This is a genomic window from Bacteroides sp. AM44-19, from assembly GCF_003603395.1.
Lineage (GTDB): Bacteria > Bacteroidota > Bacteroidia > Bacteroidales > Bacteroidaceae > Bacteroides > Bacteroides uniformis.
Map to the genome: position 1 here is coordinate 267,436 of NZ_QTNB01000004.1, position 18,548 is coordinate 285,983.

General features: G+C 45.3%; 9 protein-coding genes. 1 reads left to right on the forward strand and 8 read right to left on the reverse strand.

Annotated elements, in window-relative coordinates:
• Window positions 1-57 precede the first annotated feature (57 nt).
• The 8 genes from DW947_RS09100 to DW947_RS09135 all read right to left on the reverse strand — a co-directional run bounded on the left by DW947_RS09100 (window position 58) and on the right by DW947_RS09135 (window position 16,111).
• Window positions 58-1,191 carry a glycoside hydrolase family 76 protein gene (locus tag DW947_RS09100; RefSeq protein WP_005833934.1) on the reverse strand — a complete coding sequence of 378 codons (1,134 nt, stop codon included), beginning with the start codon at window positions 1,189-1,191 and terminating at the stop codon, window positions 58-60.
• Window positions 1,192-1,205: 14 nt separating this feature from the next.
• A complete protein-coding gene (locus DW947_RS09105) occupies window positions 1,206-2,354 on the reverse strand; it encodes a SusE domain-containing protein (RefSeq protein WP_005833935.1) in 1,149 nt (382 codons plus the stop codon).
• A 33-nt stretch (window positions 2,355-2,387) separates the two neighbouring features.
• Window positions 2,388-3,998, reverse strand: a complete 1,611-nt coding sequence (locus DW947_RS09110) for a RagB/SusD family nutrient uptake outer membrane protein (RefSeq protein WP_005833936.1) — start codon at window positions 3,996-3,998, stop codon at window positions 2,388-2,390.
• A gap of 15 nt (window positions 3,999-4,013) precedes the next feature.
• Complete coding sequence (locus DW947_RS09115) at window positions 4,014-7,190, reverse strand: SusC/RagA family TonB-linked outer membrane protein (protein ID WP_117963420.1); 3,177 nt, start codon at window positions 7,188-7,190, stop codon at window positions 4,014-4,016.
• Between the two features lie 142 nt (window positions 7,191-7,332).
• Entirely contained in the window at window positions 7,333-8,796 is a 1,464-nt protein-coding gene (locus DW947_RS09120) for a glycoside hydrolase family 125 protein (protein ID WP_005833938.1), read from the reverse strand.
• 19 nt (window positions 8,797-8,815) lie between these two features.
• Entirely contained in the window at window positions 8,816-10,045 is a 1,230-nt protein-coding gene (locus DW947_RS09125) for a glycoside hydrolase family 76 protein (RefSeq protein WP_016272160.1), read from the reverse strand.
• A gap of 222 nt (window positions 10,046-10,267) precedes the next feature.
• Window positions 10,268-12,334 (reverse strand): beta-L-arabinofuranosidase domain-containing protein, encoded by a 2,067-nt coding sequence (locus DW947_RS09130; RefSeq protein WP_016272161.1) that lies wholly within the window; start codon window positions 12,332-12,334, stop codon window positions 10,268-10,270.
• Between the two features lie 147 nt (window positions 12,335-12,481).
• Window positions 12,482-16,111 (reverse strand): glycoside hydrolase family 38 C-terminal domain-containing protein, encoded by a 3,630-nt coding sequence (locus tag DW947_RS09135; RefSeq protein ID WP_016272162.1) that lies wholly within the window; start codon window positions 16,109-16,111, stop codon window positions 12,482-12,484.
• 331 nt (window positions 16,112-16,442) lie between these two features.
• Between DW947_RS09135 and DW947_RS09140 the strand changes: the two genes are divergently transcribed.
• Window positions 16,443-18,392, forward strand: coding sequence for a glycoside hydrolase family 97 protein (locus DW947_RS09140; RefSeq protein ID WP_117963421.1), 1,950 nt, complete (start codon window positions 16,443-16,445; stop codon window positions 18,390-18,392).
• Window positions 18,393-18,548: the final 156 nt, after the last annotated feature.

Genomic DNA, 18,548 nt, shown 5'->3' on the forward strand with positions numbered 1-18,548 from the left:
AAAATGTGCCGAAACCCAATAACCAGATTGAGTTTCGACACACTTTTAATTGCTAACTTATTTCAGGCTCTTTTCAAAGAGAGCTTTGGCTTCAATCAAAGTACAACCACTTGTCTGCGTAGTCAAATGGTTGTTACCGCTATTGTTCATTGCCCAGTTAGTATTATACAGCAAATCAAGTTTATTGATTCCCTTTCGCCACAAGATTTCAGCATTATTGTTAAAGAAAGTGATGAATTTCTTCTTATATATGGGGTCCAAATTCGGTTCCATAATCAACTGCACATAATAACGCATGAAAATACCCTTAAACAAACCTCCGTCACCATCGCCTTCATCACGAAGTAAATTGTTTCCAGTATCTATCATGCTGCTATTACTGATACCGAAATTGGCAGCCTTACGAGCATCTTTCAAATAGGACTCTTCTCCTGTGATCTTATACAGTTCGTAAGCAGCACCCAAGAATGTACCTTGGTTATAAGAAAGAGAAAGTGTACTCAACTCACCCGTTTCACCGTTCACATTATCATAGATGGCGCCGGTAGCAGGGTTAAATAAATTTTCACGCTCCCATTTATAAATATTGACAGCCCAATCCAAATCCTCCTGATTCCCGTTAATACGGTAAAGACGAGCAGCAATCAAAGCAGCAGGACCGTTGGAACAAGCATTTTTGCTCCATAGCCGGTCGTGAGTCCAAGCAATGCCACCACCTGCGTAATCGTTCCAACCGGTCTTGATTTCATTCCACATCTCTTGAGAAGTTTCCAGATACTTGTTTTCATCAGTAACTTCGTACAAGCGAATCATGGTGAGAGCAATCCACTCCATATCATCATAAAAGTTGTTCCAATAACTGCCACCGTTCTTTGCCTTGATACCGACATACCATTTGTCGAACAAGTCGCTGTACTTGCTATCTCCGGTACGATTGTAAGCATCTATCATCACATCCATAGCATGAGCCTGCGGCCAATAATGGAAATCCTTGATTGAACCGTCATTCCCGTAGTTGAAATAATTCTCTTCCGTATTCCAGAAACGATCTATCAGGGTCACAGAACTGCTGTCGGCAGCCGCATCCCAATCTATGGTGTAAAGCCCCTTATCATACATATACTCATCTTCTATCTCGCACGATTGAAGTGCCAAAAGAAGCAGGGGCAGACAAAATAATATTTTTTTCATAATCTCTCCTTAAATTAGTTGGCCAATTCCACTTTATGAGTATAGTTCTCCACATTGAATATCACACTAATCTTGGTGATGGCACCCGGATTGTGGCCATCGGCCGCACCATCGAATTCATTGTTCAGTTTCCACTTCTGATCCCATTGGTTATCAGGAGTCTCCATAATGTAGAAATAAGGATCTTCGGGAGTAGCCGCACCAGGATTAGAGTCTGTAGTATTCTTGGTTCCCCAATACTGTATACTACCATCAGCATAAGTCATCAAGAACTTATAGCGTTGGTCGCGCCCCCATCCTTCTTGCTTGAACTCAATTTTATCCTGACCGCAGAACACACCGTTTCCAACATAAGGCAATTCAAAAGTTGCGGCACCACTCGGACAGAAGTAGAATTCCATCTTACTTACTTCCCTGACGGTTACAGATGCAATGGAGAAATCCATCTCAATGCGGTAAACTCCCGTCTTTTCTACGGTTGTCTCGCCTTCGCCTTCCATAATCTTATTGCCATTGATATAAAACACCTTGGCACCTTCGGCTGCTCTATCTACCAGTTTGTAAGTCTTTCCGCCTTCCAACTTCGTAAAGACTTCGAACTTATCCTTTTCGGGTGAAGCACACGCCACAGCCTTAGAAGCATCCATACCACCTTCAGTAGCACTTCCGGTCAAGTAAAGCTGTGCCGGAATCTCTTCAAATCCCACCAAGCGAGTGATGGTGAGCTTCTTGCTTTCCTTTGCCATTACAGAATTCAAACCTCTGGAAGCCATTACTGTCCAAACAAGTGTACCCGTCTCACCACTGTTCAATCCGGCAGCCGCACCAACCTTGTTCAATGTCTTGTGGCTGATGGTAGCATAGCTCAAAGAACCGCCATTGTCAGAAAGCACTTTGTAAATAGGCTTAGAAAAATCTCCACCTTCTTTATCGAATACCACTTCATAAAGAGGGGCACCGCTATCTTCAGCCTTGGCCGACTCCCATTCAAAGAACAGGCTGGCGCTGGCCGACGATTGCAAGACTACTTCCTTGCCGTCAGTGGGTTCATACAACTGATTTACTGAGGAAACTTTGGAATCCTTGTATTCCATGTCTTCCGTACAAGACGTAGCAAAGAGGACTGCCGAAAAAAGAGCTATTGTTGAGAATATTGTTTTCATTGTTCTATTGTTTTTAATGAGTTTAGATACACGTTAATTTCCATATCCCGGATTGTTAGGCGCCAGATTGGGATTCAAATTGATTTCACTGATAGGAACTGCCCAAAGATAATCTCTTGCCTCTTCGAACTTGCGAGTGTCAAGCTTGTTCTCGTCCACGAAGCTTGCACCGCGCACCTTGCCCGACAAGTATTCGTTACCAGCCTTCCAACGCTTAATATCATACCAGCGCAAACCTTCCATCGCCATTTCTACACGACGTTCGTCGCGAATAATCTGCCTCATCTCTTCCTTGCTCTTTCCGGCAGGAAAGTTCAAGGCTGCATCGGCAGTAAATCCGGCACGTTCGCGGATGGGACGGATGGTCTTGTTCCATACCTCTTCAGTCATACCGCTTGTTTCGTGAACAGCCTCAGCATACATCAGCAAGATGTCAGCATAGCGCATAGTGATGATATTCATACCGGAATTCTGGTCACCGGGAGCCTGCGGATTATAATACTTACGGGTGAAATAACCGGTAGAAGTGCCGTTTCCACCACCATCGTAGGCATCGGTTCCCGAACCCGGACGAATGTTGATGACTACGTCTTTACTGCCATCGTCCACATTGCCACTCCAGTCATAGCCATCATAAATGATAGTAGCGGTGAGACGTGGGTCACGGTTGTCGTAAGGATAAGCAGGGTTATAATCTGTCCCGGCTTCACTGATAGTCTTTCCACTAAGCATCAGATAAGTGTCTACCAACGATTGCTGCGGCACACGGTTCACGGCACGTCCGCCTCTTGACAAAGGAATCATGTCTACCATCTCACCCCAAGTAATCAAATTGGGTACATAAGAACGGTCCATGATAATCTCTTCATTATACTCATTGGCTTCATCAAAAAGCCCGGCATAATCAGGAAATAAGGCATAAGTACCATATTCGCCCTGTTTGTTCATCAGATTGTCGCAATAAAGCATCACATTGTTCCAGTCGCTATCCATCAAGTAGACACGAGCCTGCAAAGCACAAACGGCACCTTTAGTAATTTTGCCCTTGTCTTCTTCGGGCAATTGGTCGCGAGTGGGAAGCGCATCCTTGATGTCTTCCAATTCTTGGTGAATGAAGCTGATAATGGTTTCGCGGTCTGTACGACTTACACTCCGCGATTCTTCCAGCGTGATGTCCTCCGTAAAGAAAGGTACTGCACCATAAAGGTTAGTCAGACGGAAGTAGAGGCTTGCACGGATATAGCGTATCTCGGCAATCATACGTGCTTTAACAGATGCGTCCATGTTGGGTACCAGATCCACCTTTTCAAGGAACACGTGGCAGGTCTTTATGCCTCCGTAAAGGTCTTTCCATTCATTCTTGAAGATGTCGAGCGAGGGAGTAGCCATACCTTTGCGAATGGCACGTTGGTCGTCCACACTGCGACCGTCGTAAGCATTGTCACTCAAACTTTCATCGCTCCACATACGGCCTGCATTGTACATCTGGCTGTAAGCCATGTTCACCACATACTGGGCTTTGGTGGTGGAAGTCCAATAAGAGTTATCCGTAAATTTGTTTGTCGGTGCGTTCTCCATCTCGTTGCAACTGCAAAGCATCAGAACAGCCATTCCGGCAAAAGCTATATATTTTCTTAGTCTCATAGTTATCTGTTGTTTTTAGAATTCAATGTCTATACCGAAACCATAGTAACGGAGCGTCGGGTAGTTTCTACCAGAATTGGCGCCACTATTACCCATCTTAGAGTCGAACTCAGAAGATTCAGGGTCAACAAACGAGTTATTACTGAAAGTCAGCAAGTTTTGTCCGTTGACATAGATACGTGCCTTTTCCATACCCACCTTGCGGCTCCATGTTTTAGGGAATGTGTAACCAATCTGCAAGTTCTTCAGACGCAGGTATTTTCCATCCATCAAGAATAGGTCGGAACCTTGTCCGTTTCCGTAGTTGTTTCTGTTGGAAGTAGAACCCGGAGCAGTAAGTCTCGGCCAACGTGCATCGGTGTTGGTAGGAGTCCAGAAATCCAGTTGATGCTTATAGATATTATAAGAGTAATTGGCGTGGAACGGTTCAATCAATTCACCACGAAGCATCATGTCACGCTTGCCCACACCCTGCCAGAACATACCGAAATCGAATCCTTTCCATTCTACATTGTAGTTGAAACCGAAAGTAAGACGAGGGAAGGCATTACCCAAGATAAACTTATCCTTCGAGTCGATGACACCATCTTCGTTACGGTCTACAAACTTCACGTCACCCGGCTGTACCTTTCCACCTACAGGAATAGCCGATGCCTCAATCTCCTCGTAGCTTTGGAAAAAGCCGTCCATCTTGTAACCGTAGTAAGACTCCAACGGACATCCTTCACGGGTGATACGGCTCAACTCCTCTATTTGTGAGATTCTTTCGTGACCAGGGTACTTCAGCACTTCATTCCAAGAGTCACCAAGATTGAAGTTGAAGTTATGATTTGCGGCTCCCGTTTTCAAACGATAGTTGATAGAGAGGTCCCAACCTTGATTCTGCATCTCACCAATGTTGTCCATCGCCATATCCGTACCGAATACCGAAGGCACAAGGGGCTTCATTAAAATGTCGCTCGTACGCTTGTAGAAATAGTCGAACGTCACATTCAAAGCGTTATTGAAGAACGAAGCGTCTACACCCACGTTGAAGGTTTTGGTCTTTTCCCAAGTCAAATTATCCTTACCTAACTTAAAACCTGCGCCTGATACTGTCTGGTTATTATATGCGTAAGAGTTGTTGTACAGTTCGTAAACAGTAAAACGGTCATAAGTACCAATAGACTGGTTACCCAAGATACCAAAAGAAGTACGCAGTTTCAAGTCACCCACACGTTCCTTGTAAGCCTGCATAAAGTTCTCCTCGCTCAAACGCCAGCCTAATGAAACAGAGGGGAAGAAACCCCATCGGTAGTCTTTATGAAACTTGGAAGAAGCGTCATAACGGAAGCTGAATTCTGTATAATATCTGTCAGCGTAAGAATACCCCACACGTCCCAACAGAGAAGTCAGACTGGTACGGTTGGATTCATCTACAAATGTTTTTCCTGTGATGTTTCCCACAGTACTATTGGTAATGTCTGTACCGATACCCAAGTCGGGATCTACCCCCTTCTTCTCAATCTCATTGCTAGACGAAGTAAACGATTCATTGGTTACTCCAAAAAGCCCGCTGACATTGTGTTTACCGAATGTCTTGTTGTAATCCAACAAAAGTTGGCTATTAATAAGGTAAGCCGTATGATTCCAGTTACTGGTCCGATAGTCAGTATCTTTCACTGGACGTGGTTCGGTAGCCTCTTCATTCAAGTAATAGGATACGCCCAAATTGCGGGTAGAACGCATGTCGTTTATCACATCCGCACCCAACACTCCACGCAACTTCAATCCGTCAATAAGCCGGAATTCAGCATTGACATTAGCGTTCAGATAATTGTTACGATACTTGTTACGGCCACCAGCTTCCAATGCTCCCAATGGGTTAAATTCAGTCAATACATCATTTAACAAATATCTTCCATCTTCCGATTTCATTTTGTAATAATAATAAGTAGGTACACGGGCGGCATCCACTTCCAAACTCCCACCGGTGGTACTTACACTATTATTACGTGTATAAGCCAAAATAGCATTCAGTTTCAAACGTCCCACTTCCGTGCTAACATTGGTACGAAAATTATAACGCTGCACGCCAAAATCACTGTTGCCCACATAATTACTTTCCTGGTCATAATAACCCATGGACACCATGTAAGTAGTTTTATCACTACCTCCAGATACGCTTAGATTGTAATTCTGCTGTAAGGCTGTGCGGACTATCTGATCAAAAAACCAGCTTTCTTCATTTTGATGGGCAGCCAGGTCACGGATTTGATCGGGTGTATACAAAGGAGCCTCTCCAGCATTGGTGGCAGCTAAATTGCGCAAAGTAGCGTTCTGATAGCCTTTCACCGGAGAAAACAAGATATCCGGATTCTGCCATCCCATCATACCACTTAACCGAACTGTCGCACGCTGGTTCTTCTTACCTTTCTTAGTAGTAACCAAAACTACACCATTGGAAGAACGTGAACCATAAATAGCAGCTGTACCGGCATCTTTCAAGATGGAAATGTTCTCAATATCATTGGGATTCAATTTATCGAAACTACCGCCATCAGCTACCAATCCGTCTATGACAAAAAGCGGACTATTGTCATTCACAGTGCTGATACCACGGATATTAAAGTTAGTCTTACGATCATTAGGATTGCTACTGCGCTGCTGGATAACCACGTTGGGCGCAGCCCCTTGCAAAGCATCTGTCATGTTAGCCACGGGACGGTCTTCGATCATGGAAGCCTTTACCTGGTCTACAGCACCTACGGCACTCTTGCGGGTAGTAGTACCATAACCGATGACAATAACTTCATCCAGCACCTTGGTATCCTCCTTTAAGACAACATTCAATTGTTTTTGATTTTTCACAGCAATTTCCTGAGTGGCATATCCCACATAGGAAAAGACGAGAACATCTTGGGCACTACAAACAATGGAATAGTTTCCATCCACATCTGTAATGGTACCCACACCTTCTTTACCCTTAACAGTAACACTCACTCCAATCAGGCTTTCACCTGTGGCATCCTTAACGGAACCTCTCACCGTGGCATTGTTTTGCTGCACCACAGTAATAGTCTCCGCATGTGCATAAACCGCAGGAGCCTGCGCCAGCATAGTCACAGCAGGCAAGGCAATAAGCCAGAACTTATAGTTCCCACTTATCCGAGCCAGCAATGAATTTACTGTGTACACTCGATTCTTTTTCATATTCTTTAAGATTAAACATTATAATAAATCACGATAAAAAAAGGAAAAGAACACAAATAATACCAACGAACAACCAATTCATGCAATTTGTATCCTAATCCTCCTTCCAGCGCACTTTATTGATTTTAAATAATTCCTATTTTTACAAGCTGTTCAGCAAATCCACTTTACCCTCGTTCACTAATTTCAGAATCAATTCTCCAAACAGCGTGTTCTGCCAAGCAAACCATGCACGGGTAAAGTTAGTGGGGTCATCCTTGTGGAAAGACTCGTGCATGAATCCCGTACCGGCATCCGTATCCATCAGCATTTTGATACAAATCTTTATCTCCTCATCATTCTGGCTGGTGAATGCCTTCATCATGATACTCATAGGCCATACCATATCATAACCAATGTGCGGACCTCCGATACCTTCACCGGCTTTACCTTTAAAAAAGTAAGGGTTGCTGCCACTCCACACAAAGCGGCGTGTATTCTGATAGATAGGATCGTTTACGTCCACATCACCCAAATAAGGCATAGCAAGAAGGCTGGGTACATTGGCATCGTCCATTAACAGATGATTGCCGAATCCATCTACTTCAAATGCATAGATTGTCCCAAACTCAGGATGATTGTAAGTGGCATATTTCTTCAGGGCTGCCTCCACTTCGGCTGCCAAATCGGTGCATTCTTTGGCCAAGGATGTTTCCTTGTTTACTTCCGTCAGAATTTCAGCAGCCTTTCTCAAAGAAGAGACAGCGAAAAAGTTGGAAGGGACCAGGTACTGAAGCGTAGTGGCATCGTCCGATGGGCGGAAAGCGGAAACAATCAGTCCCACCGGTTTGACCGGAGCACCCAAGCCGTCGTTATTCAGCGTATCAAGAGCACGTTCCGTCTTACGTTGGAAACGGTAAGGGCCTACACCGTCCTTACGCTGCTGTTCCTTGAAAGTCTTCAGGATAGCAGTAATTGCCTTCATCCATTCACCGTCGAAGATACTGCTGTCACCAGTTACTTTCCAATACTGGTAAGCCAGACGAAGCGGGTAACAAAGAGAGTCTATCTCCCATTTGCGCTCGTGCAGTTCGGGCTTCATATCTGTCAAGTCAGTCATCCAGTTGCCACCCGTAGGTCCGTCGTTGAAAGCATTGGCGTACGGATCAATGTTGATGCAAAGGAACTGACGGCGAATGACACCTTCGAGCATCTCTTTCAATTGCGCATCATTGTTAGCTAACTGCACATATGGCCACACCTGCGCACCGGAGTCACGCAGCCACATAGCATGGATGTCACCGGTATAAACAAAAGTATCGGGTTTACCGTCCAGCATGCGAAAGTGTACAGTAGTGTCAAGCGTATTAGGAAAGCAATTCTCAAACATCCACGCCAACTTAGGATTGGTAAGCAGTTTCTTCACGCGAAGAATCTCAGCTTCCACCGCTTTTGAGGTGAAAAGGCGTTTCTTCATTTTTGGACGATTGCTCTTGTAAGCAGCAGTCATCTGAGCATAGTTCTCCACACAAGTGTTGTCACCTTTCAGGGTAAAAGTGTCTGCCTTAGCATAGCCTTGCATACAGAGCATGGCAACAGCGCACAAGGTAATGTTTCTCTTTTTCATTTGGTCTGATTCGTTTTAATTATAAAGACTGATTAGCGAACACGGCCAAACGCGCGTACATCTCTACCATGGCGGCTTGTGTCAGCAGCCATTTACGATTGTCGCAGCTCTTGCCGGTGAAATCAGTATTGAAAAGGCCGTTATCTTCACGGGCATGCGTCCAAGCATAGTCCAGACTGCGGGCAAAGGAATCAAGATAAACCTTGTTACCGTCCACCTGATAGAGCTCTATAAAACCACGCAACATAACGGCGGTGAACCACACATCGCCCTTCTTCAGCATACGGAACGGTTCTCCCTGTCCGGGGGTGAATTCCATGAAGAAATAATTATGGCAAGCGGCAGCAATCGCTTGCGCATCCTTCAGATACTGCCCATTACCGGTAAGCTGATAGAGCAAAGCAGCCGACTGCATCATCTGACCGCTGTTATAGGCAAATTTGGCACGTCCTATCTCACCGTCCAAACGCATGTTGTCGAAGTAAAGGCAGTCTGTTGTGTCCTGCAATGTTGCTTTAGTCCACTCGTACAAACTCTTCCCTTTCTCAAAATAGGAGCTGTCTTGCGTAGCCTTGAAAAGTTTCAGGGCAAAGACGGAACCAGGGGCGTTGGAACAAGTGTTCTTTGATTCCTTCTTCTGTTCGCACCAATAGATACCTCCTCCCAAACAATCGTCCATACCGCTTTCTATAAACTTCCAGATAAGCTTGGCGCTCTGCAGATAGTTCTCTTGGCTAGTCATCAGATAGACGTCTGTGAAGTCAATGCCGAGCCACACGTTGTCATCGTAAAAGCGGTCGGACAACGGAGCGTCCTTGATGTAAGAAGCATACGCTTCGGGCATACGACGAGTATCGAAATATTCAGCAAGTCCCGGAAGCACCTTCTCATCAAGCAACTTCTGATAGTTCCCGAAATCTTTCTTGTTATCTTTAGTGGCCTCCATCAACGCATTCACTGCGGAGAAGGTACCGGAATAAGGCCACAAATAAGAGTAGAGATTGGGACGGTTCTTCTGTTCCTCGGAAGCCAGATAAGTAGCGGTATAGCCTTCCACGTCCGAAGGATAATTCTCACGCAACAGACAAGTGCCCGGTGCGGAATAGTGAGCATATAAGGAATCAAGTGTTTGTGTAGATCTGACCAGCATTTCGTTGTCTGCTACAGCCGGTTCTTTCTGTGTCTTGCATCCGGTTACTGCCAAGGCGCATGACAATAGGCAGAGGAGTGCTTTCTTGGAATTTTTCATCTTTTTTCTACGGCATTAAATTGTTCGACTTGTTTTTCACTCCGTCGCAGGAGTCTTCTTTATAATATATAAACCCTATTAAAAACGATTGCAAAAATAGACAGTAAGGTTAAAAGCCAACTATAAATCCGTGACATAACCGTCCACATTCCGGACATGGCAGAATTCTGAAACAAGTTTGTCACAAAACAAACACACCGTTCCCCCCATACCTCGGAAACATCATTTCCCAACAACTGGAAATTCTGAAATACGCAGGGTTGTACAACCGTAGGGTATCAGCGTGATTTCTTGTTCTCCTCCTTCGGCACTGCCACAGAAAGAGAAAGGCTGGGGCCCTGCCATTTCATTATATACTGTCCAAGTAGGGATAAGACGAGCCTTCATCTTTATTTCAACCGGTGCATTTTCCTGATTCCAAGGAAAGTCCAATTGCTGTTTTTGGCTATTGATACTTACTTGGGCCACCTCGTTCATTCTGTTACGGTCAAAATCCACCAATCCGTAGTTCCATGGATCCGAAGAAGTCACCTGATAATAATAAGAACCATACCAACTATCCTTAAACTCTTTCTTTTCCCAATTTTCTTCCATTTTCAGGGCATATACCAACGGACCTCTTTCAATAGATACTGCGTTTTCATACCAAGTGCTAGTAAAGACCTCCATGGGCAGATACAGTTCAATCTTATCATTCCGCTTCCATATACGGTCTACGATAGCTATTTTCCCACCTTTGACAGTTTGCTCCATCTTTCCATTTACCCGTATTTCAGCTTGTTTGCACCACTTCGGAACACGCAGGTGAAATGGAAATTTCACTTGTTTCACCTTATTTCTCACCTCTTTAATGGTAAAAGTTATCTGATGATCCATCGGATAGTAAGTATCTTCACTGATAACCACCGGTACATTATCACCCACATTGGCTGTTACTTCCGACGGAGAATAGACAATGGCTGCAATGCCGTTATCAGGTGTGGCATACCATAGGTGCTGTGTAAATTTTGGCCAACCTTGGTGCATATTCGAAAAACAACATGGGTATCCAGTCAGAGTGCCAAAAGCAAGGTCTGTCCCTTCATGATCCTGGTCGAAGTTGCGACGATGGCGTGTTACCATCACCTGATTCGGTTGCTGGAAATATTGCTTAGTCATAAAGTCATCGGATATTTGGGCTGGTAAAGCATTAAAAGCAATGCGTTCCAAATGGTCGGCAAAGTCTATGTCTCCTGTAATCTCCACCATTTTTTCCAGCGAGTACATCAACTCTACGGCCGAACACAACTCCGAGCCTTGTGTAGGATTGTTTCCATGCAAAGCCTCATCGCCTCCATACATGCCTTGCGGCTGTCCATGGAACCGGCGAATATCTCGAAAGCCTTCCTTGACAGCATCAATATATTTCCGGTCGGTATCTTGCTGATAATAAATAATCGGTTCTTTGATGCCTTGTGCCAAATTAACACAGTGTATAGTGCAGGTTCTGCGCAAGTCTCCCCTATCTACCATATCTATGAAACTGAAACTCTGCCGGTGCAGCAAATGCCCCAATTCAAGCAAAAAATCCTCCCCCGTAAGATTATAAAGCCAATATACAGCTTGCAAATTGTCACAAGCACGGAATTCTGCCCAACTGCTCCAGTGTCCTAAAGGTTTTTGCGGCAAGGTATTCAGTTGATAACGGAAATATTTTGTCATAAAAGCGACGACTCTCTTATCGTTCGTTGCCGAATAATACTGCTGTAGGATTTTCAGCACGACCATACGCGGCCACCAGTCTTGCGAGTTATCACGTTGCAGTCCAGGCTCTCCCGGATAATCTTTTTCAGGACCGAAGAATCCGTCCTCACGCTGGCTCTGCAAAGCCCATTCTATCCAAGGTTGCACTTTGGCTTTCAAGACATCATCATCCAGTATATACGCCAAAGGAAGTAGACCGTCTATCCAGTATGGACCGCGTTCCCACTGGTCTCCATCACCACCTAACCAACCATTGCGTTTGCCCATAACCGAAGGGTAAAGAACATCCATCTGACCACTGGCGCCATTTTTCTGACGAACCAGCATTTCGTGCAACCAGCCTTTAGGTTTGATACTGCCTAAAGGAAGTTCCATTAAGGGCTTACGGAGTAGAGGATAGCGATTATTCTTGTAGTTTCCTTCTACTACCTGGCTCAAAAGAGCATCCACTTGTTTCTCCGCCTCAGGCGTAAACCACTTTTGAGCAGATATTGTAAAGAGATTAGCAGCTAATAAACATACAACAGCAAATATTCTAATTTTCATTTTTCAAGGTATTTGTTATTTCCAATAAATTTACTTCAATAGAGTTGTTAACTTACTCACATTAAGCACTTACACCTGAGAATCATCAGATCCTTGTGTCTGTGGTGACAGACACAAGGATCTGAAAAATGGGAATATAATAACTGTTTATTCGTATACTTCCATTTCATAAATGCGCACATCTTTACCAGAAGCCGATTGCATGGGCTGTGTCACTAAAAGACGCAGGTAGCGAACACTTTCAGACTTATTTAGCGTGCGATTCAGTACATTCTTACCATTACCCGAAACATAGTCCAGTGTGCGCCATTCACCATTCTTGTCGCTCTTACCTTGCAGAAAGCAGGAGGAAGTGACGTAGGAATGGTTTTCGCCGGCAGCGTTCAGTAACTTCCAGCCATTAATGCTTCTTTCACCGCCCAAATCAAAGTCTACGTAGTGGGGCATTTCAGCAATAGCACACCACTTTGTGTTTTCGTCGCCATCTACCATGAAAGCCGGCTTCTCTTTCTCGTTCACATAGCTTGAATAGCCCATTACCATGTCCTGCTTCAGAATGTTCACTCTCTCTGTGGAGCTTTCCGTCTGATAGCGATTGCACTTGTTTGCCGTACGGAACAGTTCGGAAGCGGGACAAACAGAAGTAGCAGCAACATCAGTCAAAGTGGCGGCAAAAATAACAATATCCTTATTATCGGGCAATACCACCTCAGTAGCCCTTTCTGGCAGGTCTATTGCGAACTTAAACATGTAAGTGAACTCATACGGCTGATCGCCTTCACCGGAATGGCGGTGCGTACCCACATAGGCAACTTCAGCATCTTTCAGATAACCTTCCGTATGTCCGGTGTGCCCCCACTGACCGATGAAGCCAGTATAAGAAGGAACAATGACTTCCTGCACATACTTGCCTACGCGGAATATCCCCTTCACATCTTTATCAGAAGCGGCAGCAGCAAGGATATAGAGTCTGTTATAAGTACAGTCGGCGGGCAGTTTCAGTACATTGCCCTTGCAAGCCATACCATTCAGCTCTTCACGTGTCTCCAATTTGAAAGGCACTCCATGCACATTCATCTCGGCAGGTATCAATTCAGCAGCATAAGAATAACCAGACTCAAAGTTGGCAGCAGCCTTGAACTCGTTCCAACTGAAGCACTTCTTATCATAAACAAGGGGCAATGGTTCGGCCACCGTCTGCACCTTTTTATTGGAAGCGAAACGTACCTTGTAGGTCTTAATGCTGTTTGGATTGACTGACACTTCCAAGCGATTTCCACTGAATGTAGCCTTACCGATGGTCTTTTCCGTACCATCTGCTTCTACAGCAGCCACAAGGTTGTCGGCAAAGACAATCGAGGCTTTCTGCGCCTGCTTGCCTGCAGCTTCATACACGCGTACCACATATTCATCTGAACTTTCGGCTTTCTTTAAGGCTTTAATAAGTACATTCCGGTTATCGGAAAAAGCCAATGAATAGCTCTTACCTAATTCGCCGCGATGCTTTCCAACAACGAACGCCTTGATGCGCTGGTTCAGCAGTTCAGCATTCTCGCGGGTTTGAACTACATCCAAAGCGCCCACATGACCTACCAAGCTGTAAGTAAAGGTATGGTGACCGAAGTCCTGACGATCTTGATAAGCATAGTTCTTTTTTGTCTTCGGAGTGTGCAGCAAAGTGAGACGCAGGGTGTTGTTATCAGGCTTGTCCCAGCCATATTTGCTGTCGTTCATGATGGAAACGCCATAAGAACCGTTAGCGTCCGTTAAATCTGCCCAATATTGAGCATATACTTCGTAAGCGGTCAAGATGTTGTTTCCTCTCTGCACGCTGCCTACGCCCAAGTCGTAAGTGGCCACCTCATTATTCAAATTGAGGGGAAACTCAGCCTTCAACAGAGCGTTGGTAGACTGCCAGTCCACTTCGTTAGTAAAGTCAATGCGGTGGGCCAATACACCTTCATACAAATGGATGTACTGGCGGAAAAAAGAATCATCGTGACGTTTCTCCACGCAGAGAGTCTTACGTAATGCGCCGTTTTCGCAAAGAGTCACTTTCACATCCTCGGTGATGGAGATAGGAGTAGCGTCCACAGTCTCTTTCAATATCTCCCATGCCGGCCATTCGAATGACTTGTTTTCAGTGAAGAGGGCTAAACGAATAGCCTTACCAGCCTTTACCAATTCCTTGTTGTTTCTCTTGTCAAACAGTGAAGTAATGTCACCGTTCTCATTCAATGTCAGTTTGTAGAACGAATTTTCAACACTTGCAGCTTCAACAGCAGGCATCTCTTTTCCTTCGCCGGAGAGGCGGACATCGTAAACTGCGTATCCATTGGCGGGTACAGTGGCTTCTACTAACAAGCGGACCTTTCCATCAGTATATGAAACCAACTGAGAAACCACCAACTTGCCTTGTTCGTTATATACAGCCACACTTTTGGGAAAACGGGAAGCCTCCACTTCGATGATCACCACATCTGCAGCCTTGAAGCCCGAAGCGTTATAGAGCACTACGGGAATCCCCTTGACACGAGTATCAAGCTTGCCTGCCACACTTCCCACAGAATGAGTCAGGATACCGGAGAACTGTTTCAGAGAGAGAAGTTCATCGTTCCAAGAAAATTCATAGGCACGGGGAATGCTGGTACCAGTCAAATCATCGTGGAATTGGTGGAATATGAAGCGCTGCCAAGACTCCGTCAGGCTCTTGCCAGGATATTCGGCAACCCCCAAAAGGGCAGCAGCCACAGAAGCACGTTCAGCGGCATCACCCAAAAGTTCATTTTGACGATTATAGAGTTTCATAGCAGCCTGTGAAGTGTAGCAGCCGGTTCCATGAACGTCCATCAGCAATTCACCGTCAAATACGGGGAGCTCGGGATGGCTGCCATAGGGCTGGTAATCCTTGAACAACTGGTCACTGGCTGCACTGATAATCTTCAACGGACCGTCTCCCTTGATACCTTTCTCCACGGAAGCCACAGAAGCGATGGTAGGTGAACCGCCCACATCACCTGTTCCATAGTAGCGGTAAACGGTATTCAGGGGAGTGCATTTGGAGAGTTCCATCAAATATTTATTTTCTGAAAGGTCTTCATTATCCCAACGACGACCGTAATCATATCCGTGAGCCAGCATGACGGACGCTCCATCCACTCCTTTCCACAGTCCGATGGTAAAGGGATGCTTGCTCTTACCGTAGAAAGGATTGTTACGCCAATCCAGCTTCTGTGAAGAGAAACCTATCAGTCCACAATGGGCAGCAACAGTAGGCAATGTCCAACCGAATCCGAAGCAATCGGGAAGGAAGATGTCGGTACTTTCTACCCCCAGCTCCTTACGATAGAACTCCTGCCCCAGCATAATGTTGCGAATAAACGATTCAACAGACGGCACCAAAGTGTCGGTAGCATCCCAACTGGCCCCACTCACATGCCATCGACCTGCCTTTACAAAAGCCTTCATCAGTTCATATTCACGAGGATAATATTCCTTCATCCAAGCATATTTCACTCCACCTTCAAAATTAAAGATATAGTCGGGGTACTGGTTCAAAAGGAAAAGGTTCTGATTCAAGGTATTCCAAACATAATCCTTAATAGTAGTCTGAATGTCCCAGTTCCACTGCGTGTCCAAGTGGGCATCTGCCACCATGTACGCTTTTGCTTTCTTCGGTGCAACGGTCTGAGCCGATAATTGTCCTCCTGCAACGGCCAACATCACGGCTCCCGCTATCAGATGGGTCTTCCCCATCAGTATTCGTCTCTTTTTCATGGTTTTGTTATTATTGTTTTTTCGTAAAAGATAATGTCAATTCGATATAAACCACCGCATTCTTTGTTATAAATGTGCTGCCTCCTCTAGCCGCAAACCGCTCTTTCACCTTCTCTCTTTAGCCTCCATCCGGCAACAATAGTTTTCTGACATGTGGAATGTTGGTAACAAAAATAGCCCATCCTTCACTCTCATACTGTACAGATTCGCGACATAGATATGTAAAAAGTCGTCTGTGGCATGATTTTATATATTTATGTCATAAATAGCATACATTTCCTACAGAATACAAACTACTTTTGTATATTGTAAAAATCCAAAAGCTAAGAACATGAAAAAACAATTCCTACTCTCGGCAGTTCTCTGCCTCTCACTGACCGCTTTCGGACAGAAAGTACATCAACTGGCCTCACCCAGCGGAAACATCCGCATCTCAGTGGAGCTGACCGATCAAATCCAATATGATGTAACCCAAGGAAATCAAACACTGATGGACAACTGTGTCATTGGTCTGGAAACTGCCAACCACCAGCTGGGCATCCATCCTAAACTAAACAAAGTAGTACGCCAAAATGTAAACGAGGAACTGACTCCCATCGTACCCCTGAAATTCTCTACTATAACCAACCGCTACAACCAATTGCTACTGAAGTTTAAAGGAGGCTATTCAGTAGAGTTCCGTGCCTTTGATGACGGATTCGCCTACCGCTTCCTTACTGACCTGAAAGGCGAGCAAGAAATAATGAATGAAATCCTCCGCCTGAACTTTGTGGATGATTGCCTGCTACATCTTCAGCAACCTGACGGCTTTAAGACTTCCTATGAAGAAGAATATCGCCACCAAACAAGCAGCGAGTGGAAAAACTCCAATCGCATGGCTCTGCTTCCCCTTTTAGCCAGCACACCCAAAGGTGACAAAATCCTCATGAGTGAAACCAATCTGACAGACTATCCCGCCATGTTTCTGAAAAACGATGGACAAGGCGGCATTACCGCCGTCTTCCCCCGTCTGCCTCTTGAATTCGGAGAAGACGGTGACCGCAGTCTCAAGATTCTGAAAGAAGCCAACTGCATAGCCCGTACCGCAGGCAAGCGCAGTTATCCATGGCGTTACTTCGTCATTACCAACGATGACCGCAAACTTATAGAAAACACTCTATCCTATCGCCTCGCTGAAAAGAATGTCATAGAAAACACCTCTTGGATTAAACCAGGACTAGCCAGCTGGGAATGGTGGAACGGAGCCACACCCTACGGCCCCGACGTGGACTTCAAAGCAGGTTGCAACCTTGACACCTACAAGTACTTCATCGACTTCGCATCCCACTACGGCGTAGAATATATAGTAATGGACGAAGGCTGGGCCATGAACACCCGCGACCCCTATAACCCCAATCCCTCGGTAGACATACACGAACTCATCCGCTACGGCAAAGAAAAAAACGTAGGCATTGTGCTATGGCTCACTTGGCTTACGGTAGAAAATCACTTTGACCTATTCGAAACTTTCGAAAAGTGGGGTGTGAAAGGCGTAAAGATAGATTTCATGGATCGTAGCGACCAATGGATGGTAAATTTCTATGAACGCGTAGCACATGAAGCCGCCAAACACCATCTCTTCGTTGACTTTCACGGTGCTTTCAAACCTGCCGGATTAGAATACAAATACCCCAACGTACTCTCCTACGAAGGCGTAAGAGGTATGGAGCAAATGGGCGGATGCCGTCCCGACAACAGTGTCTATTTCCCCTTCATACGCAACGCAGTAGGAGCCATGGACTATACTCCCGGCGCCATGCTTAGCATGCAGCCTGAAGTCTACCATTCCGAACGTCCCAATTCTGCCAGCATCGGCACACGTGCCTATCAGATGGCACTCTTTGTTCTTTTTGAAACCGGCCTGCAGATGATGGCAGACAATCCTACCCTCTATTATCGCAACGACGAGTGTACACGTTTCATCACCCAAGTACCCCAAACATGGGACGAAACCATCGCTCTCGAAGCCAAAGCAGGAGAATATGCCATCGTGGCCAAACGCAAAGGAGAACAATGGTATATAGGAGGCATGACCAACAACCGCGAACGTGAACGGGTCTTTAACATCTCCCTTGATTTCCTGCAAGAAGGAAAAAATTATCTCATGACCTCTTTTGAAGACGGCATCAACGCTGACCACCAAGCCATGGACTACCGCAAGCAAGAACAATCCTTGAAGAAAGGCGACCATATCACAGTCCGTTTGGCACGCAACGGTGGATTCGCTGCGGTCATTCGCTAATCATATCCATACCTATCTGCTCCGTACAAATACATTTCTAAGGATACGGAGCAGATACAAAGCAAACTGTAAGCCTACAACTAAAGAAATATATTGCAAATATTGACTGTTTCCACCTTAAAATATATCTTTGCAACTCAAAATCAATACAACAAG

Excerpts from the sequence above, each read along its gene's own strand:
- DW947_RS09100 (WP_005833934.1), bottom strand. The coding sequence starts at position 1,191 with ATGAAAAAAATATTATTTTGTCTGCCCCTGCTTCTTTTGGCACTTCAA.
- DW947_RS09105 (WP_005833935.1), bottom strand. The coding sequence starts at position 2,354 with ATGAAAACAATATTCTCAACAATAGCTCTTTTTTCGGCAGTCCTCTTT.
- DW947_RS09110 (WP_005833936.1), bottom strand. The coding sequence starts at position 3,998 with ATGAGACTAAGAAAATATATAGCTTTTGCCGGAATGGCTGTTCTGATG.
- DW947_RS09115 (WP_117963420.1), bottom strand. The coding sequence starts at position 7,190 with ATGAAAAAGAATCGAGTGTACACAGTAAATTCATTGCTGGCTCGGATA.
- DW947_RS09120 (WP_005833938.1), bottom strand. The coding sequence starts at position 8,796 with ATGAAAAAGAGAAACATTACCTTGTGCGCTGTTGCCATGCTCTGTATG.
- DW947_RS09125 (WP_016272160.1), bottom strand. The coding sequence starts at position 10,045 with ATGAAAAATTCCAAGAAAGCACTCCTCTGCCTATTGTCATGCGCCTTG.
- DW947_RS09130 (WP_016272161.1), bottom strand. The coding sequence starts at position 12,334 with ATGAAAATTAGAATATTTGCTGTTGTATGTTTATTAGCTGCTAATCTC.
- DW947_RS09135 (WP_016272162.1), bottom strand. The coding sequence starts at position 16,111 with ATGAAAAAGAGACGAATACTGATGGGGAAGACCCATCTGATAGCGGGA.
- DW947_RS09140 (WP_117963421.1), top strand. The coding sequence starts at position 16,443 with ATGAAAAAACAATTCCTACTCTCGGCAGTTCTCTGCCTCTCACTGACC.